Origin of the sequence: Thermococcus sp. ES12, from assembly GCF_012027515.1 — an archaeon.
GTDB lineage: Archaea > Methanobacteriota_B > Thermococci > Thermococcales > Thermococcaceae > Thermococcus > Thermococcus barossii.
Genome location: NZ_SNUP01000001.1, coordinates 441,514 through 461,368, shown reverse-complemented (window position 1 = coordinate 461,368; position 19,855 = coordinate 441,514). Strand labels below are relative to the sequence as shown.

Genomic DNA, 19,855 nt, shown 5'->3' with positions numbered 1-19,855 from the left:
GAACTTTAGGAAAAGTCCCTCCGATGTGAAGATGTAATCCAAAGAACCGCGTGTTAGGCTCAACGAACTCTTCTCAACCTTTGGTTTAGAATTTTCGGGTTTAAAAACGCTTTTTTAACCTCCGGCCAAGCCTCAATTGAGGGGACAAAGATGAGCACATGCATAGTTATGTTCATTGGAGGTGGTTGGGTTGAGATACGTTAAGCTCCCGAAGGAGAACACGTATGCGTTCCTCGAAAGGCTGAAGGAATGGGGCAAGCTCTACGCCCCGGTTAAGATATCCGAGAAGTTCTACGACTTCAGGGAAATAGACGACGTCAGGAAGGTCGAGTTCCACTACAACAGGACCATAATGCCGCCGAAGAAGTTCTTCTTCCTGCCGAGGGAGAAGCTCTTCGAGTTCAACCTTGCAAAAGCGGAGTACAGGGAGGTCATAGAGGATGTCGAACCGTTCATACTCTTCGGTCTCCACGCCTGCGACATCTTTGGCCTCAAGGTGCTCGACACGGTTTACCTCGACGAACTCCCGGACAAGTACTACAGGGTAAGGCGTGAGAAAGGCATCATCATAGGCATCAGCTGTATGCCCGACGAGTACTGCTTCTGCAACCTCCGCGAGACCGATTTTGCAGACGACGGCTTTGACCTGTTCCTGCACGAGCTCCCCGACGGCTGGCTCGTCCGCGTTGGAACCCCAACCGGGCACCGCATAGTAGACAAGAACATCAAGCTCTTCGAGGAGGTCACCACCGAGGACATCTGCAACTTCAGGGAGTTTGAGAACAGGCGCTCCAGGTCGTTTAGATACCACGAGGACTGGAGCAACCTGCGCTACCTGCTCGAGCTGGAAATGGAGCATCCGATGTGGGACGAGCAGGCGGAAATTTGTCTCGCCTGCGGCAACTGCAACACCACCTGCCCGACCTGTCGCTGCTACGAGGTGCAGGACATAGTCAACCTCGACGGGAACACCGGCTACCGCGAGAGGCGCTGGGACTCCTGCCAGCTCAGGAGCCACGGTCTGGTTGCAGGGGGGCACAACTTCAGACCGACCAAGAAGGACCGCTTCCGCAACAGGTACCTCTGTAAGAACTCCTACAACGAGAAGCTCGGCATAAGTTACTGCGTCGGCTGTGGAAGGTGCACCTACTTCTGCCCGGCGGGAATAAGCTTCGTGAAGAACCTGCGCACGATCATGGGTCTCGAGGGTGAAAAGACCTGTCCGTCCGAAATAAGCGAGGAGATCCCGAAGAGGGGATTCGCCTACGCCTCGGAGATAAGGGGTGAGGACATATGAGCGAGGTAGTTCCCAGAGAGATTATGATGCCCAACGAAAACCCCTACGCGCTCCACAAGGCCAAGGTGCTCAAGGTTTACCAGCTGACCGAGAAGGAGAAACTGTTCCTCTTCAGGTTCGAAGACCCAGAGCTGGCGGAGAAATGGACCTTCCGGCCCGGTCAGTTCGTCCAGCTCACCATACCCGGTGTCGGAGAGGTTCCTATAAGCATATGCTCCTCCGCCATGAGGAAAGGGTTCTTTGAGCTGTGCATCAGGAAAGCCGGAAGGGTCACCACGGTTATCCACAGACTCCAGCCCGGAGACACCGTCCTCGTTCGCGGCCCCTATGGAAACGGCTTTCCCGTTGACGACTGGGAGGGAATGGATTTACTGCTCATAGCGGCCGGCCTTGGCACCGCCCCGCTCAGGAGCGTCTTCCTCTACGCCATGGACAACCGCTGGAAGTACGGCAACATAACCTTCATCAACACGGCCCGCTATGGAAAGGACCTCCTGTTCTACAAGGAGCTTGAGGCCATGAAGGACCTCGCCGAGGCCGAGAACGTCAAGATAATCCAGAGCGTCACCCGCGACCCGGAGTGGCCGGGACTGCACGGAAGGCCGCAGAACTTCATAGTTGAGGCCAACACCAACCCGAAGAACACTGCCGTTGCCATCTGCGGTCCGCCCAGGATGTACAAGGCCGTTTTCGAGTCCCTCATCAACTACGGTTACAGGCCTGAGAACATATTCGTCACGCTGGAGAGGAAGATGAAGTGTGGAATAGGAAAGTGCGGCCACTGCAACGTCGGAACGAGCACGAGCTGGAAGTACATCTGTAAGGATGGCCCGGTCTTCACGTACTTTGACATAGTATCAACGCCTGGCTTACTGGACTGAGGTGGTGGAGATGGAGAAGAAGGTCAGGATTGGATTTTACGCTCTCACCTCATGCTACGGCTGTCAGCTCCAGCTGGCCATGATGGACGAGCTCCTCCAGCTGCTCCCGCACGCTGAAATCGTCTGCTGGTTCATGGTCGAGAGGGACAGCTACGAGGACGAGCCGGTGGACATAGCCTTCATCGAGGGAAGCGTCTCCACCGAGGAAGAGATTGAGCTCGTCAAGAAGATACGCGAGAACGCGAAGATAGTCGTCGCCGTCGGCTCCTGTGCCGTCCACGGCGGTGTGCAGAGCTGGGAGAAGGACAAGAGCCTTGAGGAGCTCTGGAAGACCGTCTACGGCGACGGAAAGGTCAAGTTCGAGCCGAAGATGGCCGAGCCCGTTGAAAACTACATCAAAGTCGACTACCGCATCTACGGCTGCCCGCCGGAGAAGAAGGACTTCCTCTACGCGATAGGCACCTTCCTCGTCGGCTCCTGGCCGGAGGACATCGACTACCCCGTCTGCGTTGAGTGCAGGCTGAAGGGACACCCGTGCATTCTCATTGAGAAAGGCGAACCGTGCCTTGGACCGATAACGAGGGCCGGCTGCGACGCGAGGTGTCCTGGATTCGGGGTAGCATGCATCGGTTGCCGCGGCGCGATAGGCTACGATGTTGCTTGGTTCGACTCACTGGCCAAGACATTCAAGGAGAAGGGACTCACCAAGGAGGAGATACTGGAGCGCATGAAGATGTTCAACGCCCACAACCCGAAGCTCGAAGAGATGGTTGAGAAGATATTCCAGGGGGTGGAAGAATGAAGAGCCTCTACCTTCCGATCACCGTTGACCACATAGCGCGCGTTGAGGGCAAGGGCGGTGTGGAGATCATAGTGGGCGACGAGGGGGTCAAGGAGGTCAAGCTCAACATCATAGAGGGGCCAAGGTTCTTCGAGGCCATCACCGTGGGTAAGAAGCTCGACGAGGCCCTGGCGGTCTACCCGAGGATATGCTCATTCTGTTCGGCTGCCCACAAGCTCACCGCGGTGGAAGCCGCTGAAAAGGCGATTGGCTTTGAACCGCGCGAGGAGATCCAAGCGCTCAGGGAGGTTCTATACATCGGCGACATGATAGAGAGCCACGCTCTGCACCTCTACCTCTTAGTCCTTCCGGACTACCTCGGCTACTCCAACCCGCTCAAGATGGTGGACGAGTACAAGAAGGAGATAGGCATAGCCCTCGATCTCAAGAATCTCGGAAGCTGGATGATGGATGAGCTCGGTGCGAGGGCAATACACCAGGAGAACGTCGTTCTCGGAGGCTTCGGCAAGCTGCCCGGCAGGGCTACCCTTGAGAAGATGAAGAGGCGCCTCCAGGAGGCCCTCCCGAAGGCCGAGTACACCTTCGAGCTGTTCTCCAAGCTTGAGCAGTATGAGGAGGTCGAGGGACCGATAATCCACATGGCCGTGAAGCCGAGGGATGACGTGTATGGAATCTACGGTGACGCCATAAGTGTCAGCGATGGCTTTGAGTTCCCGAGCGAGGACTACAAGAAGCACATGGTTGAGCGGGTTGTGGAGCACAGCTTCGCCAAGCACAGCTTCTATAACGACGAGAAGCCCTTCATGACGGGAGCCATATCGCGCGTCGTCAATCATGCAGATAAGCTCTACGGAAGGGCAAAGGAGCTCTACGAGAGCCACAAGGACTTACTCAGGTCGACCAACCCCTTCGCCAACAACCTCGCCCAGGCCCTTGAGCTGGTCTACTTCACCGAAAGGGCGATAGACCTCATAGACGAGGCCCTGGCGAGGTGGCCGATAAGGCCGAGGGACGAGGTCGAGATAAGGGACGGGTTCGGCGTTTCCACAACGGAGGCACCGCGCGGGATACTCGTTTACGCCATCAAAGTCAAGGACGGAAGGGTCGCCTATGCAGACATCATAACGCCCACGGCCTTCAACCTCGCCATGATGGAAGTCCACGTGAGGATGATGGCCGAGAAGCACTACAACGACGACCCGGAGAGGCTCAAGTACCTCGCGGAGATGGTAGTTAGGGCCTACGACCCGTGCATCTCCTGTTCGGTGCACGTGGCGAGGCTTTAGGCAACTTTTTATTCTCCCACTCTATTCTTTCCCGGAGGTCTGCGAATGAGGACACTGATTCTCGCACTCGGCAACGAGCTTATGAAGGACGACGGAGTCGGCCTCAAAGCCGGAAGAATACTCGCGGAAAAAGGCTACAACGTTCTCGATGTCGGCACGGACATATTCATGCTCTCCGCCCACTACAAAGGCGAGGAGCGGTTGATAATCATTGATGCAATCCTGAGCGAAAAGTTTGAGCCCGGAAAGATAATCCACCTGAGGGGCGAGGAGGTCTTCGAGAAGCTGAAGGGGGAGATAAGGAGCGCCCACTTTATGGGAGCGATAGACGGCCTTAAGCTTCTAATGGCCCTGGATGAGCGCCTTGCCAAAGCGGATATACACTTCATTGGCGTCGTTGCAAAGGAGGTAGACCTAGGCATGGAGCTGAGCGAGGAAGTCGAGAAGGCCCTCCCCAAAGTGGTCGAACTCGTTGAAAAACTTGCAGAAGCTGAATCATGGAATTAAATAAAAACTGAATTGAAGAACCGAAGAGATCAACCAAACAGCATCTCCAGCTCCTTCTTCATGATGCTTCTGTTCATCAGCAGATGGATTATTATGAGGAGCATCATGACGATGCCGTAGCGGGCGCGGAGCTTGAGGAAGTCGAGCTGGGTCATTCCCAGAAAGCTGCCGTTTTTACTGGCAATTGCCGTCCCAACCGTTATGAATATCACACCCAGGAACATCACGAACAGTAGCATCGAAAAGGCGGCCTTCACCTTCAGCTTTTTCCTCATTTCCGGGTTCTTTTTGGCCTCTTCAAAAGCCTTTGCCATCGGGTCCATGTTATCACCTTACGGGAAAATGGTGGATGGGTTAAAACACTTCGTTAGGAGTTCCGGGCAAAAAGCGGGAAAAATTAGGGGCGTCAGAAGACAAAAAGAAAAATTTTTCAATCACATACCGCCGCTGACAGCCAGCTCTATTATCTTCCTTATCTCCACGAGGAACTCCATCGGGATGTCCTTCAGCATGGGTTCAAGGAAGCCCTTGACGATGAGCTGAGTCGCCTTCTCCTCGCTGAGTCCCCTTGACATCAGGTAGAACAGCTCCTCCTCACGTATCTTGCCTATGGCCGCTTCGTGGCTCAGCTCTGCATCATCGACCCTGCTCACAAGGCCGGGGTAGGTCTCCATTACGGCTCTGTCGCTCATCAGCAGGGCGTCGCAGCTTATGTGCCCCTTCGTCTTCGGCGCCTCTGCCCTGATGACGCCCCTCGTTATCACGGTACTCTCGTCCATTATGACTGCCTTGCTCGCGTTTATTCCGGCGGCGCCCCTGCCCCGGAGGTACATCTCACCGCCGAGGTCAACGTACCAGTCCTTCTGGCCGAGGATTATGCCGTTCAGCTCGACGTAGCCGTTCTCGTCCACCCAGTACTTGGGATTGGCTATGTTGCTCCTGCCCGTTCCGAGGCCGACGGTGGTGTTGATGAAGCGCGCGCCCTTACCAATTCTTGCCCTGGTCATCGGTCTTGTGTGCACGTACTCTGGCCAGTTCTGGAGGACTGTAAGCTGTGCCCTAGCGCCGTCGCCGATGTATGCCTCGGTCATGTCGAGGTGGAGTGAGTGCTTAACGAGCACCGGGGCGGTACAGCCCTCTATGAGGTGGAACTCGCTGTTTGGCTCGGCTATGATGATTATGTGAGGTGCTTGGGCTAGGGCGCTCTCCTGGATAAGGAAGAACAGGTGGAGCGGGAAGGGAACCTTCAGCCCTTCCTTGACGTAGAGGAATATCCCACCGTTCCAGACGGCAGTATGGTATGCGGTAAGCTTGCTCTCGTCCGCCTGGAACATCTGAAGGAAGTGCTTCTTAACAACGTCCGGGTACCTCCTGACGGCCTCTTCCATGGGGAGCACTATCAACCCCTTCTTCTCCCACTCCTTGAGGAACTCGTTGTAGATTACACCCGTGTCCGTCTGAACGGCCAGACCGGCTATGTACTTCTGCTCGACCTCTGAAATGCCCAGTCTGTCGAGGAGGGCCTTCATCTCCGGCGGCAGGTCGTCGAGGCTCTCGATGTGAGCAGGAAGACCCTCTATCTCGGGTTTGGCGATGAACTGAAGCAGCTCCTCCTCGCTGATTATTGGGTCCCTGTGGGGAGCCCTCTCGAATGCCTCCAGAGCCTTGTTCCTTATCCGCGTCATCCACTCCGGCTCTTTGTTTCTCCTGGCGAGGTTCTCTATCTCCTGCGCTATTATCTCCTTGGCCTCCTGAACAGTTATCTCACTCATCGCAACCACACTCCTCGAATATCTTCTGGAAGCCCTTCTCCTCAATCTCTCTAACGAACTCACCGCCTCTCTCGAGCACTATCCTCCCCTCGCGCATGACGTGAACCCTGAACCTGCTGGGATCGAGGTGTCCGAGTATCCTTCCATAGTGGGTTATCAGAAGAACGGCCGTCCCATTCTCATGGAGCTCCTCTATCTTCCTGCTGATGACGCTGAGGGAATCAACGTCCACACCGCTGTCCGGCTCGTCCAGGATGAGAAGCTTTGGCTCGATGAGAATCGCCTGGAGAAGTTCAAGCCTCTTCCTTTCTCCTCCGGAGAAGCCCACATTCACGTAGCGGTGCAGATCATCCTCGCTGAACCACAGCTCCTTGGCCTTTTCAACTATCAGGTCGTAGGCTTCAACGGGGTCCAGTCCCTTGAGCTCCGCGAGAACCTGCTGGAGGAACTCAATTATTTTAACTCCCTCCACCTCGTGCGGATGCTGGAAGGCAAGCATTATCCCCCTCTTCGCCCTCTCGTCCGGGCCAAGCTCCGTAATGTCCTCACCGTTGAAGGTTATTCTCCCCTCATCAACCGAGTACCTCGGGTGGCCGGCGATCGTAAGAGCCAGCGTGGACTTCCCGGAGCCGTTTGGGCCCATAATCACGTGAAACTCGCCGGGAAGAACCTCCAGATTCACCCCATCGAGGATCTTCTTGTTATCTACCGAGACGTGAAGGTTCTCAACTTTGAGCATTAGCTCACCTCCTTGGGTAACGTGATTGGGACGTTTTTTAAGCATTTCTGGACAAAGGTGTAGAAGACTATGAAAGAAATGTCCCCACAGGAGACAAAAGAGAACTCAAAGGGAAAGCGGGAGGGCCTCTCTTATGCGCCTTAGAAGCTCCCGCTTCTTCTCTCCTTCCTCAAGGGCTATTTCGAGAACCTCATCTATGGTCTCGACGGGGAATATCTGCACCTTCTCGGCCTTGTCCTTGCTGAGGAAGACGTCCTTCTCGTTGCTCTTGGGTATTATCACAGTCTTTATTCCAGCCTCGATCGCCGCTTCAATCTTTGGCGTCGCTCCGCCTATCGGGAGCACCTCACCGCGAACGCTGAGCGAACCGGTCATAGCGACGTCCTGCCTTATTGGTATTTCCTCAAGGGCCGAGATAACGGCGGTGGCAACGCTTATGCTGGCAGAGTCACCCTCAACGCCCTCATAGGTCTGGAGGAACTGGACGTGTATATCATAGCGGCTTATGTCCTCTCCTTTGTAACGCTTGATTATTGCCGAGACGTTTTGAACCGCTTCCTTTGCTATCTCGCCCAGCTTTCCGGTGACGATTATCTTGCCCTCCTCCTTGCTCGCCGCAGGGGCAACCACAGCCTCGATCGGAAGCACTATACCGCTCTGCTCGCCGATAACCGCGAGGCCGTTCACCCGTCCAATCTCGCTTCCCTCGGTTTTGATTACCTGGTACTCCTTCTTCCTCTCTATGTACCAGTCAGCAAGCTGCTTCTCCAGCGGCTTGGCCATTCTTATGGCTTCAAGGACGTCCTCACGCTCCACGTACTTCTTGCCCTTCTTGACGGCTATATCACCAGCTGCCCTTACGATACCGCCAAGGTCACGGAGGCGAAGCGTGAGGTGCCCCTTCCTGCCGGCGCGCTTCTGGGCCTCCCTAACTATCTCCTCCACTGCATCGCGGGTGAAGTGCGGAATCTTGCCATCGCGTTTGACTTCCTGAGCAACGAACTGAATGAGCTTGCGCCTGTTCTCAATGGTGTCCGGCATCGTGGTGCGCATGTAAACCTCATAACCGTAGCCCCTGATACGCGAACGGAGGGCAGGGTGCATCTTGTCAACGGTGTCGAGGTTTCCAGCGGCGACGAGGACGAAGTCACATGGGACTGGCTCCGTCCTGACCATTGCACCACTCGACATCTCGCTCTGGCCGGTTATCGGGAACTTCTTCTCCTGCATAGCCGTCAGGAGGCTCTGCTGCATCTTCAAACTGAGAGTCGCCACCTCGTCTATGAACAGAACGCCCCTGTGGGCACGGTGTATCATCCCCGGCTCAACCCTCTCGTGGGCAGGAGTTCCCAGGCCGCCGCTCTGGAAGGGATCGTGGCGCACGTCACCCAGGAGCGCCCCGGCGTGGGCACCGGTTGCATCTATGAACGGTGCCTTGCTCCTGCCGCAGTTGTCAACGAGCAGTTTGGGAACCAGAACCGAACCCTTGAGGCGCATGTTGGAGAGCGCCATTATGGTGAGTATAACCACGAAAAGCCCCATAAGGAGCGTGGTCGCGCTGAAGTCTATAAACAGTGCCAGCATGACCGTGAACATGACGAACAAAAGGATGTACGATTTTATGCTCTCCTGCCCCTTGGCCTTTTCGCGGTATTTCTCGACTATTCTCCGTCCCTGACAGGCCGGGACGGTCTTTATCTTGGGCATGTTTTCGTCTTCGGGGTTTGGAAAGACGAGTATGTCCTCAAGATTCTCGGTGGGCAACAGCTCCGCCATCGCCTGACCCAGCATTGACTTACCGGTTCCCGGCTCACCTATGAGAAGAACGTGCCTTTTCTGGGTTGCAGCGGTTCTGATAACCTCAACCGCATGCTCCTGACCTATGACCTGATCGATGAGCTTCTCGGGTACCTTAATCTCCTCGGTCGTGTTGAACTCCATGCCCAGATCAAGGCTCTCTCCATATTCCCTGGGGGCCAGGGCTTCCCTATTGACCTTCTCGTCTTCCCCCATTTTGCTTCCCTCTTCCACTCTCTCAAACTGGAATGCTCGGGGCGATTTATAACTTTTTTGAGAAGGTCAAGAAAAAGCTAAAATAGGCCTTGCTATCCATAGCCTTTGGTGGAAGCGATGAAGGTTGGAGATCAGATTGTGTTCACGGCTCATCACGGGAGCTGGAAGGTGGCGGACAGGCTGATAGACATGGAGGACGAGAAGGTGGCCCACTTCATTGCCAGTATCTCCAACACCGTCAATGCCAAGATACCAGAGTACCTAACGGAGGTCATGAACGTTGCCGGCATAATGAGCCTCGCCGAGGAAATCGGGAGGAAGGACCTGAGCGATGCCATTGTTGCCCTCAAGTCGCCGGGCACGGCAAGAAAGCTCGGTGCCCTCATCTTTGAAGAGGACAAAAAGCTCAGAAAGCACCTGGTTGACGTGGCCAAGGCGGTACTCGTGAGGGAAGTGCTCTCGAAGAAGGTTCCAGTTGAGTATCCGGAAGAGCCACTGAGCGAGGTCAGGATAGTCTTCCCGTACACCGAGGACCACGTGAACTTTGTTGCGTTCCACGTGAGTGGAAAAACCCAGTGGAGGGCCGTGAGAAGGCTCATAATCGACGACAAGACCCCGATGGCAGACGTTGCCCGGCTTCTCGCGAGTATAAACGAGAGCATCACGCTCAAGCTCCCAGTCTACGCGGGCATCGATGTCAAGGGAATAGACTCCTGGTTCGGTGAGTTCAAGAAGGTTAAGAAGGCCGAAATCCCGGCAGTCGTGGAGAAGTACAGGCATTTTCCGGCCGAGAACTATGCTCCCGACCCGTTTCAGGAGCATGCGAGGGTCTATGCCCTGAGGAAGGCCCTTGAGAAGATAGGGCTCTCCCTGGACGTCCCGGCCAAGAGCCTTGAGAAGTACCTGGAGAAGAAGTGAATGGGGGCATGATGAGGCCAAGGACACCCGAGGGGGAACCGATGAGGAGTCTTCGCTTCGCTGATTTCAATTCCGGAGGTGAAAGCATGAAGAAGGAGACCGTTCTCACCGAAAGGGCACCCAAGCCGATAGGACCGTACAGCCAGGGAGTCATTGCGGAAGGAAAGTTTCTCTTCATCTCTGGGCAGATACCGATAAACCCAGAAACTGGAGAGCTCGTGACCGGTGACATAGAGATACAGGCAGACCAGGCACTCAAAAATCTCCTAGCGGTTGTCGAGGCCGCTGGAGGAAGCGCCGAAAACGTTGTGAAGGTGACGGTGTACATCAGGGACATGGGAAACTACGCCAGATTCAACGAAGTCTACAACCGCTACTTTTCGAAGTCCAAACCTGCCAGGGCCGTCGTTGAGGTGTCCAACCTGCCCAAAGGGGTTGATGTGGAGATAGAGGCCATAGCAGTCCTCTGAATTTTTAAATATTTTCGGTGAGCGAAATGGAAGCGGTAATAATTAGACGCGAACTTCTGGAGTACCTGCTGGAGCTTGCCCGCGAGTTTTATCCGAACGAGTTCGCGGGCTTTCTGCGGGAGAAAGATGGAGTCTTCGAGGAGGTTCTGATAGCACCGAACCCGCACTTTGGGAGTAGCTCGGCGTTCTTTGACACATGGATGCTGCCCTACGATGAGAGCATCAAGGGAACCGTCCATTCCCATCCAGGGCCAAGTCCCTGGCCTTCCCAGGCGGATTTGAACTTCTTCTCAAAATTTGGGGGAGTTCACCTGATAATCGCCTATCCCTTCACAGAAGACAGTGTGAGAGCGTACCGCAGTGACGGGACCAGACTGAAGATTGAAGTTGTAGAATAACCTCATGTGAAAATTCTTAAAAGGAAACCAACCATATCCAGTTACAGGTGTTGCCCATGAAGATCAAGGACCTTTTGGACGAGCTAAATGAGAGGCAAAGGAAGACAGTCCTGCAGTGTGCGGAAACCTGTGGAATACCTGACCTGGACAGGGAAGTTGACCTTCAGGTGGAAAGCGATACAATAAAGTTCCTGAAGGCGATTTCAAATCCGCTCCGTCTCAGGATACTCAAACTCCTGAAGGACAACTGGCTGTGCGTGTGCCTAATCTCAAGGATACTCGACCAGGATCAGACCCTCATAAGCCATCACCTGAGAACCCTCAAGGGACTCGGGCTTATAGAGGAGCGGAAGGAGGGCAAGATGCACTTCTACAGAACCAACACCGAGGCCCTTAAGAGGTATTTGGATATGGTCAGCATCGAGCTGGTGTAGGGGATGAACGACCTTCAAAGGGAAGTCGATAGGATTGTCAGGGAGTTTGGAGGATACTGGAAGCCGTTTGAGATGCTCGCAGCCCTGATAGAGGAGATAGGGGAACTCTCTGATGAACTCCTTAAAGTGGAGGGCGTTAAGGGCTCCGGCGACAGAGAGCACCTGAAGGAAGAACTTGGTGATGTTGTCTTTGCCCTCTCCTGCATCGCCAATTACTACGGTGTGGACCTCACGGAAGCCCTCAGAGAGACCATAGAAAAATACCAGGAACGGGACAGGGACAGGTGGAGCAACATATGAAATTTACATCAATTGAGATAAGGATTTGTAACATAGAGAGTTATCGTATAACTGAGTTATACAAGAAACACTGGGATGCAGGTTACCAAGTGATTAGAAATCTTCCAACTTATCGAAACATTTTTATAATCGGGCGCTCAATTTCCACCATAATTCGGGGGAGGTGGAGACATGGCTGATAAAATAAACGGAATAGACATAAAGATTTTGAAGCTCCTCGCCAAGAACGCCCGCCTTACCTACAAGGAGCTTGCCGAGATTCTCGGCACCACCAGGCAGAGGATATCCCGCAGGATGGACCGCTTGGAGAGGAACGGCATCATACGGAAGTACACGGTGATACCCAACTACGATGCCCTGGGATACGTTCATGTAATCCTTGGAATAACGGTCAAACCCTCGGCCAATATTGACGAGATAATCCCCATCCTCGTTGAGGATGAGAACATCAAGATCGTCGAACGCGCTCTCGGTTCCCACAACCTCGTGGTTCACATAGTGGGCCCCAAGGATATGAAGGAGCTTGAGAAGATAATAAACGAGGTCTCCAAGAAGATACCGGGCATTGACAAGCTCGACATAACCTTCGTGACCGAGACCGTCAAGTTCGAGGTTCTTTAATTCCCTTTATTCCCTTCGTCAACCGCCGAGGGAAAGAATAATAAAGCCTCTTCCTGCACTTCTCCCAGGTGGCAGAGATGCTTGAGAGAGCGGCAGTGGACATTGTAGTGGTTGCAGGACTCGGCTTTGGCTCCTACAGGTTCAAGGCACTGGACGCTAAGGGGGCCCTTGCGGCGGCACTCCTTGGCCTGTCCGTCATAGAGTTGGGTGGAGCGTATCCGTTTGCAGCACTTCTAACCTTCGTGGTCCTCGGCGTTCTGGCCACCAAGTACAAATTCAAGGAGAAGGCCAAGCTTGGCGCCGCCCAGAGCAGAAACGGGATAAGAAGCTGGGGCAACGTCCTTGGCAACGGACTTGCCGCGGTCATTTTTCTCACCTTCGAGTACTTCTCTAACATGGACGTTTTCTGGGCCGCCAGTTTTGCCGCGATTGCAACCGCTAACGGGGACACACTGGCAAGTGAACTGGGTAAAATATTTGGGAAAAGCCCGAAGCTCATTACAACACTTAAACCAGTTAAACCTGGAACAAACGGCGCTGTCTCATGGGCAGGGGAACTGTTCGCATTTGCAGGCGCCCTGATAATGGCCCTTTTTGCACTCCCAGTGACGTCCGAGAAGGTCATAATGCTCCTGGCCGTTACCCTCGGAGGCTTCATCGGCGTTAATCTGGACAGTCTAATAGGGGCAACCCTTGAGAAAGAGGGGATCACCAACAACAACTCCACGAACTTTCTGGCATCGCTCTTTGGCGGTTTCGTGGGTGCCGGACTCTTCTACCTCCTGGCGTGAAGCTTTAAAATTCTCGCGAGAATCCCCGTTGGCGGATGATGAGTACGGTGGATTCCCGAGCGGTGAGGAGGACCTTAGGGTCTGACGCCTCGCCGGAAACATAATTAATAGAATTAAAAGAAAAGTCTATGCCTTTTTCTCCCTTCTTCGGGCGTATTCTTCGTAGACCTCCCAAAGCGAGACGAGAGCAGCGGGAATACCGTGTTCAGTTGCAAATGTCATGTAGGGAGCCAGATCCACCACGTAGTCCGCAAAGCGGAAGAGGCCGCGTGGAATGCCCTCGCGGGAGCCGACAAAGATGACAATCTCCTTGGCGTAGAACATATCCCTTGCGATGTGCTCCTTCACCTCCGCCAGCGTCGGTCCCTTTGGGTCGGTGATGATGAGCAGCCTCTTGCTCCGCCTCTTGTCCCTGACGACCTGGTAGAGGTCCCAGACCGAGACCGGAACCTTCTCGACCTTCCAGGGGTAGGCCTCGCGCTGTATCTGATACCTGCTCTCCTGGCCGACCTTAATGCCCCTTATGAACTCCGCCAGCTCGAAGGCATCCATCTTTTCCTTTGGAGCTATGATAAGCTCCTTGACCTCGAAAGCCTGAGCGGCTCGACCTATCTTCTCACCGAAGCTCCTGCAGGCCTTGTAATCGCCCCAGTAGGGCATCTGGACGAGGGTGACCTTGCGGAAGAGCTTCCTGGCGTCTATCTTGTCAGGCGTGAACTTCCTGAACTCCTCCCCAGGTAGAACCGAGATGTAGGCTTTATCCCCTATTATCTCGACCTGAACGACCTTGTCAGGCCAGCTGAGGTTGACGTCGGCGCCGGTCAGTTCCCTTATTCTCGCACCGAGTTCGCGATTGACGTCCATACTGGTGAACCCGTGCTTCCCGCGCCTCTTTGTCTTCACGGCGAAGGTTTCCTCCTCTCCTATCAGAGGGGCGAGCCTCTCGGCGCTCTCCACGATTTCCTCAAGCTCCGCCGGGACCTCCACAATGACCGGGATAATCCTCTCCACCTCAGGTATCTCCAGCACCTTCTCACCGGCGTTTTCATCGGTGGTCTCGACGATGACCAGGCCGGAGTAGCCCATGGGAGAAGCCCAGACGCTGGCGTCTGGAAGGGCTTCCCGTATGTAGTTGGCAGCTACACTCTCCATTCCCCGCTGGGTCTTGATTATGAACTTCATGAAGGCACCTCCAGGAGAAAAAGCGGCTCCTCACTTAAAAGCCTGCCGAGCAAGATGCGAGAGAATAGAATTGGGAGGCATCAAGCCTCCGGCTCGGCGAGGACCTTGATCTTCCTTATCTCGGCCCTCTTGATCGGGTATATCTTGCGCGCTTCCTTGGCAATCTCGGCTCCCATCTTGCCGCTGACGGCTTCGAGGATGAAGTCCTTGTAGTCCAGCTCCTCGGCCTTCTTGTAGATGATGTCCCTGATTATCTCCCTGATGGCCCTCTCCTGGCTGGTCTGTATCCTGCGGTAGGCTATCACCATGCCCATGACGCGCAGCTTGTAGCCGTCCTTGGTGGTGACGTTGAATATCCCATCAACGCGAGTGGTTCTCCTCCTGACGAGGCTCCTTATGTAGCTCCTCGCAAGGGTGTGCCCCTTGAACTTGGTATAGGCGTTCTGGCCCTTGACATCGTAGATCTGGAAGTAGAGCTTGACCTGGCCCTTGGTGAAGTCGCCGGTGAGGTCCTTGAGGGTGGTTTCGATGACCCTCCCGATGACCTTCTCGGGCTCGTCAGCTGGAGTGAGACCTATCTCCTTGCTCCCGAAGAAGTCCGGAGCGTAAACTATGTACCACTCTTTCATCTTCCACTTATCCTTGGTAGCAGCAGCCCTCTTCCTTGGGTTACCCTTTGCCATCCCAACACCTCCAGTTCACACCTTTTCGGTAACATCTTCGGCGATTTTGATTGAAAACACCAAATCGTCCAGCGCTTTGATGAGTGTCTCAATCTCACCCGAGTATTTAACCTTTGTTATGACGTCCCCATCTTCCCATCGGGTTAGCACATTTAAACTTTTCTTTAGGCTCTCAGGAAGGCCCACGTTGTCCACTTCGAGTGCCCCGGCTATCGCCTCGGCCCTTCCAGGATCGCCGTAGTGCCAGACTATCTCCGCCCTAGCTTCAATCCTCACCGCCCTTTCCCTCCACCTGCCTGGCCAAGGCCTCGTTGAACAGCCGTATGAACTCGTCTATCCTGCCTTTGGGGAAGCGTATCCCGGCAGCAATTGCGTGCCCGCCGCCCTCACCGCCGAGCTTCTCTGCAACTTCCCTGAGAGCCTCACCGAGATGATAGCCCTTCGCCAGGGCCTTTTCCGTTGTCCTGGCCGAGCCCTTCACGAGGTTCTCGTCCTCGTCACTGTCCGCCAGAACGACGACAGGTTTCTCCGGGTTCGCGAGGCCGGCATTTATCGCTATGTTGGCCGCTATGCCAACGAGCGTGTCCCTGATGTTCTTGCCGGCGTAGAAGACGTAGGCGTGCTCTCCCTCGTCGGCCATGCCCCAGTTCTGAATGAGGAACTTCCTCGCCTCTATCTGCTCCCTCTTGTAGTCCTCCAGCATTTTCCTGGCACGCTTGTAGGCTTCTTCATCGCCGAGGCAGATGGCAACACCGAGCGTTCCGGCGTTCAGCCTCCCGGTGGCGTTGAGGAGCGTCGCGAACTCCCTCGCCTCGTGTCTGGGATCGCCCTCCGGGTAGAGCGGACTTATCACCACGTCGCCGATGAGCCTGTCTATCGCTTCCTTGGGGGCACCGTGCTTGATGAGGTGTATCACAAGGGCATCGTGGAGCTTCCTCTTCTCCTCCTCGCGAAGCTGCCAGTACCTCATGTCCGGGTCGAAGCCCCTGGCCCGGAGCCACTCTATGGCCTTCCTCTCGTCTCCGGTGACCTCCGGAATCTCCGGGTTGGTGGCGTAGGCCAGCATCTGGTACAGGGGCCTGCTTTCACGCCCGAAAAGTCGGAGCTCCTTTCTGACCTCCAGGATATTCAGCCTCTTGCCGTCTTCAAGTATGTCGTTGTTGAGCCCGTGGAAGGTTCCGTCTATCTCCTGCATGTCGCCAACGGCTCCAACGATGGCAATGTAGGCCAGGTCCATGTTCCTCTCGTTCATCTCCTTGGCGACGAAGTAGGCAACCCCCGAACCGCTCAAATCACGAACGCTGTTGGCACCGAAGGGAACGGGGTTCACCAGCACGTGGGAATCCGTGGAGAACTCATCCTTCTCGGGGGGATGGTGGTCCGCAACGACAACGGTCGCCCCCTCAAGGTGTTTCTCGATGAGGCTTATTGAGCCGCTTCCAAGGTCGCTGAAGACGTATATCCTGTGCTTCTCAGAGGCAAGCTCCTGGATGAGTTCCTCACTGAGCTGCTTGACGATGCTTAGCTGGAACGTTCCGCCTTCGCGGGCAACGGCCCTCGCCAAAATCGCTCCAGCAGTAATTCCATCGGCATCCCTGTGCGAGATTATCCTGATAGTGTGCCCTAGCTCGATGTGCATCTTGATTAGCTCTGCTCCCTCTCGGGCCTTCTCCAAGAAAGCGCCCCTGTCCATTTTACCACCTTATAAGAAGGAAAGGGAATCAGCGAACCAGGAGTTTGGCCTGCTCCGGATCGTAGCGCCACTTCGCCGGCAGCTTGCCGGTTCTCCTGTAGTACTTGACGAGCCTGCGAATCTTGCTCTCGGTGAGCTGGAGACCTCTCCTGGAGTGCTTGTCCTTCGGGTGCTGCTCAAGGTGCTTCCTGAGCTTAACCGCCTTCCTGATGAGGGCCATGAGGTCCTCGGGAATCTGCGGCGCGAGGCCGTTCTCTTCGAGAATCTTGGTTATCTTCTTGCCAGTGATGAGCTTGACGCTCGGAATGCCGTACTGGTCCCTGAGTATCGTTCCTATCATCGCCGCGCTGTAACCTTCCTTCCTGAGCTTGATAACGAGCCCCTCGACCTCCTCCGCCGTGTACTCGACCCAGGTCGGCGGAGCGGTCCTCGGAGGCCTCTTAGAACCTGATTTACCCCTCTTTCTCGCGTGTATCCTTGCCATACCATACACCTCCCGGTGACGGCCAGCTCCCGCCAGCCGCCCCTTCGCGTTGGGAATTGATGGGAGGTTTAAAAAGGTTTGCCCTCTTGACGTATCCCCGTCCACGCTTCTCGTATTCGATTAGCCACCTTCTGATAGCCTCTGCTGGAGGATAACTTTCCTTCAGCTCTATAGCTCTCCGAAGTTTTTCTGATTTCCTCGTTGCCGTAAAACCAACGTTTTCATAAAAAGATACCACATCCCCAAAGCGTGAAATCCACAGGACGAACATATCAACGTTTGAGGTGTACACCTCTCCTCGAATCGTGAATTCGTGACCTTTAGAGTATAACTTTACCATCCGTGAACGAATCCCCAGTTCTTTAAGGAGTTTCTTGGCAAATTTCAGAACCTGAACGTCTGAGTTGACGACCCCGACTTTAACATCGAACGTTTTCCCGGCATTCACAGTTGGAAATCCCTCACTATCAAAGAACCCCCTAAGGAACTGCACCGGATACCTCTCCGACAGGGAGAACAGGGTCTCCTTTGAGCTGCTTAAAAGCTGAAACAATGTTTTGTTGCTCCCTTCAACATAGAACCTATCCACCCTGGTCGAATCACTTTCAAGACCCACAGTTGTTTTGACTCCCAACCGTTGAAGTGACTCAGCAAACGCCTTAGCGAACTCTTCATCAATGACCTTAAGCTTGATGAGATACTTCCCATTGGATTTCCTGTGAATACTCCCATCGCCCAGATAAACTCCGATTACATAGGAAAGTTCCGGTGAAGGTTCTGTCACGATGCGTTTAATCCGGTTGAACGGGTCGTGTGTGCCCTTGCACCAGCGGATCACCGTTGCCTTTGAAAGTCTGAGCCGGTACTCATCGGCTATGATATCGACTATTTTGCCATAGGAACATCCCATAGAACGCAGGAACTTTACCCTCTCAACAACCTTGTGAAGTTCATTTACATCCAGATCTTTAATTTTTCTCATGACTATCGATTAACGTAACACGCGCAACAATAAAAAGTTTACCCCATCGCCGAGCATACACACAGTCACTACTGTACAAACAAAGACACCAACGCACAGAAATGAACATGGTAGCGGGGGGAGGATTTGAACCTCCGACCTCCGGGTTATGAGCCCGGCGGGCACTCCTAGCTGCCCCACCCCGCTGCACGACCCGTAGTTAGTGAACCGTGCAGGGTTTATAAATTTTGCGGGACTTAGAAACTGCAAGAAGCCAGAGAACAAAAATATAAATGGAAAAGTAACCCTGTAGATATTATCCCTCGGGGGTTATGCGAACTACTATCTCTGAATCCTCCGTTTTGAATTCAAATCTGCGTGGAACGCCATTGGAGTCAACGAATACGTGCCATGTCTTGCCAGATTTTGTGGTAAACTCGTACTCGAAGAGCTTCTCCTTGAGCCCCAGTCCCATCAGTATTCTGTCGGACAGGGAAACTGAGCTCTTAACCTTCTTGAGGTCTCGGGAGTTAAGAACGGCATTCCTGAATGCCAGTGTTGGAAGGGTTCCCTGTATCATGTTCACAGCCGTTTCGCTGTCTACCCCATAGTACTTTTTCCAGAGCTCCTTTACGTCCATTGTGGTTCCATCTGCGAGGGTTACGGTGCCAGAAACTTCTCCCGTTATCAGGTTGACGGTTATCTGGCCGTGCATCACCAACGAACCGTTGATGTAGTACTCCTCGGACTCTGTAACAATGCCCTGGGTCATGTCAACGGCACCAGTAGTCACAATTTTGCCATGGTATGCAAAGTCCTTCTTGACAATCCTTGAATTCCCGTTACCAACCACGTAGACCTTGTACTGGTTGAACTCTATCTCACGAACGAAGTGATACCTGTTCATCTTCCCTATTGCCGATGCAAGTGCCTCCTGAGAAGGCGGCTGTGAAAAGGCATAGGCTGCTCCAAGCATTCCCCCGAGAAGGACCAGCACAAAGATTGGGATGAGGTACCTCCTCACTCTCATCACCTCCTCAGTAGGAGCCCAAATCTCCTACGAATTCATAGTGCCACTTCATGGTAAGTCTGGAGCTTGGTCCACCATCGGCGTCGCTGAGGTACGGGTAGTAGAAGTTGCAGGTAAAACTGGCCTGGTGGTATGTCCATGACCTGTAAAAGCCGGCGCTGTTGGTGAGGCGGACGTAGGCGTAGTCCAGGGAGTAAAGTCCCAGGAAGGGGAAAGATATCTGTGAATATCCAGAGCCATAGTACCAAGAGGTCGAGTACGATATCACTTCGCCCTGCATTTTGAATGTGTGGATGAAGGGCCACACCCCTACTCCTTTGGTAGCGTAGAAGGTTGGTCCGGTGTCCGAGAGCACGACGTCGTAGGTGTCGGAGGCCGCCGCTGGAGTTGCCAGCATGCTACAGAGAACCAAAAATAAAACAATTACCAATTTTCTAACACTAAATCTCATCCTGGGCACCTCCCGGTAGTTGGGCATTACTTATTGTCTTTAGATACTATAAAAATTTCTGAACATGTCTGCTATTACTATAACTTTCATCGGTAGAAGAAAGGCCTTATAAGCAGCTAAGCGTTGAACCGAATAGGTGGTA

Annotated in this window: 24 protein-coding genes and 1 tRNA gene; 12 read left to right on the top strand and 13 right to left on the bottom strand. The window is 54.1% G+C overall.

Going from position 1 to position 19,855, the window contains the following annotated elements:
- Positions 1-190: 190 nt before the first annotated feature.
- From hydB to E3E37_RS02550, 5 genes are read left to right on the top strand one after another with little or no spacing between them, the layout of a single operon-like run.
- Positions 191-1,297 carry an NADPH-dependent hydrogenase/sulfhydrogenase 1 subunit beta gene (gene hydB / locus E3E37_RS02570; protein ID WP_088864483.1) on the top strand — a complete coding sequence of 369 codons (1,107 nt, stop codon included), beginning with the start codon at positions 191-193 and terminating at the stop codon, positions 1,295-1,297.
- On the top strand, positions 1,294-2,178 hold the full coding sequence (hydG, locus tag E3E37_RS02565) for an NADPH-dependent hydrogenase/sulfhydrogenase 1 subunit gamma (protein ID WP_167714616.1): 885 nt from the start codon (positions 1,294-1,296) through the stop codon (positions 2,176-2,178). Before hydB ends, hydG begins: the two co-directional genes overlap by 4 nt.
- 10 nt (positions 2,179-2,188) lie before the next feature.
- Positions 2,189-2,980, top strand: a complete 792-nt coding sequence (gene hydD, locus E3E37_RS02560; protein ID WP_088864481.1) for an NADPH-dependent hydrogenase/sulfhydrogenase 1 subunit delta — start codon at positions 2,189-2,191, stop codon at positions 2,978-2,980.
- Positions 2,977-4,266 (top strand): NADPH-dependent hydrogenase/sulfhydrogenase 1 subunit alpha, encoded by a 1,290-nt coding sequence (gene hydA / locus E3E37_RS02555; protein ID WP_167714615.1) that lies wholly within the window; start codon positions 2,977-2,979, stop codon positions 4,264-4,266. The genes hydD and hydA overlap by 4 nt, the downstream gene beginning before the upstream one ends.
- Positions 4,267-4,311: 45 nt before the next feature.
- Positions 4,312-4,773: a hydrogenase maturation protease gene (locus tag E3E37_RS02550; RefSeq protein ID WP_088864479.1), complete on the top strand. Its 462-nt coding sequence runs from the start codon at positions 4,312-4,314 to the stop codon at positions 4,771-4,773.
- A gap of 29 nt (positions 4,774-4,802) precedes the next feature.
- Here E3E37_RS02550 and E3E37_RS02545 read toward each other — a convergent pair whose 3' ends face one another.
- The 4 genes from E3E37_RS02545 to lonB form a co-directional block, all read right to left on the bottom strand.
- Entirely contained in the window at positions 4,803-5,096 is a 294-nt protein-coding gene (locus E3E37_RS02545) for a hypothetical protein (RefSeq protein WP_167714614.1), read from the bottom strand.
- Positions 5,097-5,207: 111 nt separating this feature from the next.
- Entirely contained in the window at positions 5,208-6,545 is a 1,338-nt protein-coding gene (locus E3E37_RS02540) for a SufD family Fe-S cluster assembly protein (protein WP_167714613.1), read from the bottom strand.
- Positions 6,538-7,284 (bottom strand): Fe-S cluster assembly ATPase SufC, encoded by a 747-nt coding sequence (sufC, locus tag E3E37_RS02535; RefSeq protein WP_167714612.1) that lies wholly within the window; start codon positions 7,282-7,284, stop codon positions 6,538-6,540. Before sufC ends, E3E37_RS02540 begins: the two co-directional genes overlap by 8 nt.
- Positions 7,285-7,389: 105 nt before the next feature.
- Entirely contained in the window at positions 7,390-9,297 is a 1,908-nt protein-coding gene (gene lonB, locus E3E37_RS02530; protein WP_088864475.1) for an ATP-dependent protease LonB, read from the bottom strand.
- Positions 9,298-9,414: 117 nt separating this feature from the next.
- On the opposite strand from lonB, the gene E3E37_RS02525 reads away from it, so the two are divergent.
- The 7 genes from E3E37_RS02525 to E3E37_RS02495 all read left to right on the top strand — a co-directional run bounded on the left by E3E37_RS02525 (position 9,415) and on the right by E3E37_RS02495 (position 13,229).
- Positions 9,415-10,215, top strand: coding sequence for a DUF2666 family protein (locus tag E3E37_RS02525; RefSeq protein ID WP_167715318.1), 801 nt, complete (start codon positions 9,415-9,417; stop codon positions 10,213-10,215).
- Between the two features lie 86 nt (positions 10,216-10,301).
- Positions 10,302-10,685, top strand: coding sequence for a RidA family protein (locus E3E37_RS02520; RefSeq protein ID WP_088865763.1), 384 nt, complete (start codon positions 10,302-10,304; stop codon positions 10,683-10,685).
- A 26-nt stretch (positions 10,686-10,711) separates the two neighbouring features.
- Complete coding sequence (locus E3E37_RS02515) at positions 10,712-11,083, top strand: Mov34/MPN/PAD-1 family protein (protein WP_088864473.1); 372 nt, start codon at positions 10,712-10,714, stop codon at positions 11,081-11,083.
- A 56-nt stretch (positions 11,084-11,139) separates the two neighbouring features.
- Complete coding sequence (locus E3E37_RS02510) at positions 11,140-11,517, top strand: helix-turn-helix transcriptional regulator (protein ID WP_088864472.1); 378 nt, start codon at positions 11,140-11,142, stop codon at positions 11,515-11,517.
- 3 nt (positions 11,518-11,520) lie between these two features.
- Positions 11,521-11,817 (top strand): MazG nucleotide pyrophosphohydrolase domain-containing protein, encoded by a 297-nt coding sequence (locus tag E3E37_RS02505; RefSeq protein ID WP_167714611.1) that lies wholly within the window; start codon positions 11,521-11,523, stop codon positions 11,815-11,817.
- A gap of 171 nt (positions 11,818-11,988) precedes the next feature.
- A complete protein-coding gene (locus tag E3E37_RS02500) occupies positions 11,989-12,438 on the top strand; it encodes an Lrp/AsnC family transcriptional regulator (RefSeq protein ID WP_088864470.1) in 450 nt (149 codons plus the stop codon).
- Between the two features lie 77 nt (positions 12,439-12,515).
- On the top strand, positions 12,516-13,229 hold the full coding sequence (locus E3E37_RS02495; protein WP_167714610.1) for a DUF92 domain-containing protein: 714 nt from the start codon (positions 12,516-12,518) through the stop codon (positions 13,227-13,229).
- 126 nt (positions 13,230-13,355) lie between these two features.
- On the opposite strand, the gene E3E37_RS02490 is transcribed toward E3E37_RS02495, so the two are convergent.
- From E3E37_RS02490 to E3E37_RS02450, 9 genes are all read right to left on the bottom strand, one after another.
- The gene (locus tag E3E37_RS02490; protein ID WP_167714609.1) at positions 13,356-14,411 is read right to left on the bottom strand and encodes an SPOUT family RNA methylase; all 1,056 of its coding nucleotides are present in this window, start codon (positions 14,409-14,411) and stop codon (positions 13,356-13,358) included.
- 80 nt (positions 14,412-14,491) lie between these two features.
- Positions 14,492-15,094, bottom strand: coding sequence for a 30S ribosomal protein S3ae (locus E3E37_RS02485; protein WP_088864467.1), 603 nt, complete (start codon positions 15,092-15,094; stop codon positions 14,492-14,494).
- Positions 15,095-15,109: 15 nt separating this feature from the next.
- On the bottom strand, positions 15,110-15,370 hold the full coding sequence (locus E3E37_RS02480; protein WP_088864466.1) for a KEOPS complex subunit Pcc1: 261 nt from the start codon (positions 15,368-15,370) through the stop codon (positions 15,110-15,112).
- A complete protein-coding gene (locus E3E37_RS02475) occupies positions 15,360-16,787 on the bottom strand; it encodes a DHHA1 domain-containing protein (protein ID WP_088864465.1) in 1,428 nt (475 codons plus the stop codon). Before E3E37_RS02475 ends, E3E37_RS02480 begins: the two co-directional genes overlap by 11 nt.
- 28 nt (positions 16,788-16,815) lie before the next feature.
- Positions 16,816-17,271 (bottom strand): 30S ribosomal protein S15, encoded by a 456-nt coding sequence (locus tag E3E37_RS02470; RefSeq protein WP_088864464.1) that lies wholly within the window; start codon positions 17,269-17,271, stop codon positions 16,816-16,818.
- Positions 17,240-18,253, bottom strand: coding sequence for an LAGLIDADG family homing endonuclease (locus E3E37_RS02465; protein ID WP_167714608.1), 1,014 nt, complete (start codon positions 18,251-18,253; stop codon positions 17,240-17,242). Before E3E37_RS02465 ends, E3E37_RS02470 begins: the two co-directional genes overlap by 32 nt.
- Positions 18,254-18,361: 108 nt before the next feature.
- Positions 18,362-18,439: transfer RNA gene (locus E3E37_RS02460), tRNA-Met, on the bottom strand.
- A gap of 109 nt (positions 18,440-18,548) precedes the next feature.
- Entirely contained in the window at positions 18,549-19,262 is a 714-nt protein-coding gene (locus tag E3E37_RS02455; protein WP_167714607.1) for a hypothetical protein, read from the bottom strand.
- A 7-nt stretch (positions 19,263-19,269) separates the two neighbouring features.
- The gene (locus E3E37_RS02450; protein WP_167714606.1) at positions 19,270-19,713 is read right to left on the bottom strand and encodes a hypothetical protein; all 444 of its coding nucleotides are present in this window, start codon (positions 19,711-19,713) and stop codon (positions 19,270-19,272) included.
- Between the last annotated feature and the right edge of the window lie 142 nt (positions 19,714-19,855).

Bases quoted from the DNA above. Each gene is read 5' to 3' on its own strand.
- E3E37_RS02450 (WP_167714606.1), bottom strand. From the start codon at position 19,713: ATGAGATTTAGTGTTAGAAAATTGGTAATTGTTTTATTTTTGGTTCTC.
- E3E37_RS02525 (WP_167715318.1), top strand. From the start codon at position 9,415: ATGAAGGTTGGAGATCAGATTGTGTTCACGGCTCATCACGGGAGCTGG.
- E3E37_RS02475 (WP_088864465.1), bottom strand. From the start codon at position 16,787: ATGGACAGGGGCGCTTTCTTGGAGAAGGCCCGAGAGGGAGCAGAGCTA.
- sufC (WP_167714612.1), bottom strand. From the start codon at position 7,284: ATGCTCAAAGTTGAGAACCTTCACGTCTCGGTAGATAACAAGAAGATC.
- E3E37_RS02505 (WP_167714611.1), top strand. From the start codon at position 11,521: ATGAACGACCTTCAAAGGGAAGTCGATAGGATTGTCAGGGAGTTTGGA.
- E3E37_RS02545 (WP_167714614.1), bottom strand. From the start codon at position 5,096: ATGGACCCGATGGCAAAGGCTTTTGAAGAGGCCAAAAAGAACCCGGAA.
- E3E37_RS02540 (WP_167714613.1), bottom strand. From the start codon at position 6,545: ATGAGTGAGATAACTGTTCAGGAGGCCAAGGAGATAATAGCGCAGGAG.
- E3E37_RS02510 (WP_088864472.1), top strand. From the start codon at position 11,140: ATGAAGATCAAGGACCTTTTGGACGAGCTAAATGAGAGGCAAAGGAAG.
- E3E37_RS02520 (WP_088865763.1), top strand. From the start codon at position 10,302: ATGAAGAAGGAGACCGTTCTCACCGAAAGGGCACCCAAGCCGATAGGA.
- E3E37_RS02470 (WP_088864464.1), bottom strand. From the start codon at position 17,271: ATGGCAAGGATACACGCGAGAAAGAGGGGTAAATCAGGTTCTAAGAGG.
- E3E37_RS02515 (WP_088864473.1), top strand. From the start codon at position 10,712: ATGGAAGCGGTAATAATTAGACGCGAACTTCTGGAGTACCTGCTGGAG.
- E3E37_RS02550 (WP_088864479.1), top strand. From the start codon at position 4,312: ATGAGGACACTGATTCTCGCACTCGGCAACGAGCTTATGAAGGACGAC.
- E3E37_RS02495 (WP_167714610.1), top strand. From the start codon at position 12,516: ATGCTTGAGAGAGCGGCAGTGGACATTGTAGTGGTTGCAGGACTCGGC.
- hydA (WP_167714615.1), top strand. From the start codon at position 2,977: ATGAAGAGCCTCTACCTTCCGATCACCGTTGACCACATAGCGCGCGTT.
- E3E37_RS02490 (WP_167714609.1), bottom strand. From the start codon at position 14,411: ATGAAGTTCATAATCAAGACCCAGCGGGGAATGGAGAGTGTAGCTGCC.
- hydG (WP_167714616.1), top strand. From the start codon at position 1,294: ATGAGCGAGGTAGTTCCCAGAGAGATTATGATGCCCAACGAAAACCCC.
- E3E37_RS02500 (WP_088864470.1), top strand. From the start codon at position 11,989: ATGGCTGATAAAATAAACGGAATAGACATAAAGATTTTGAAGCTCCTC.
- E3E37_RS02455 (WP_167714607.1), bottom strand. From the start codon at position 19,262: ATGAGAGTGAGGAGGTACCTCATCCCAATCTTTGTGCTGGTCCTTCTC.
- E3E37_RS02465 (WP_167714608.1), bottom strand. From the start codon at position 18,253: ATGAGAAAAATTAAAGATCTGGATGTAAATGAACTTCACAAGGTTGTT.
- hydD (WP_088864481.1), top strand. From the start codon at position 2,189: ATGGAGAAGAAGGTCAGGATTGGATTTTACGCTCTCACCTCATGCTAC.
- E3E37_RS02485 (WP_088864467.1), bottom strand. From the start codon at position 15,094: ATGGCAAAGGGTAACCCAAGGAAGAGGGCTGCTGCTACCAAGGATAAG.
- lonB (WP_088864475.1), bottom strand. From the start codon at position 9,297: ATGGGGGAAGACGAGAAGGTCAATAGGGAAGCCCTGGCCCCCAGGGAA.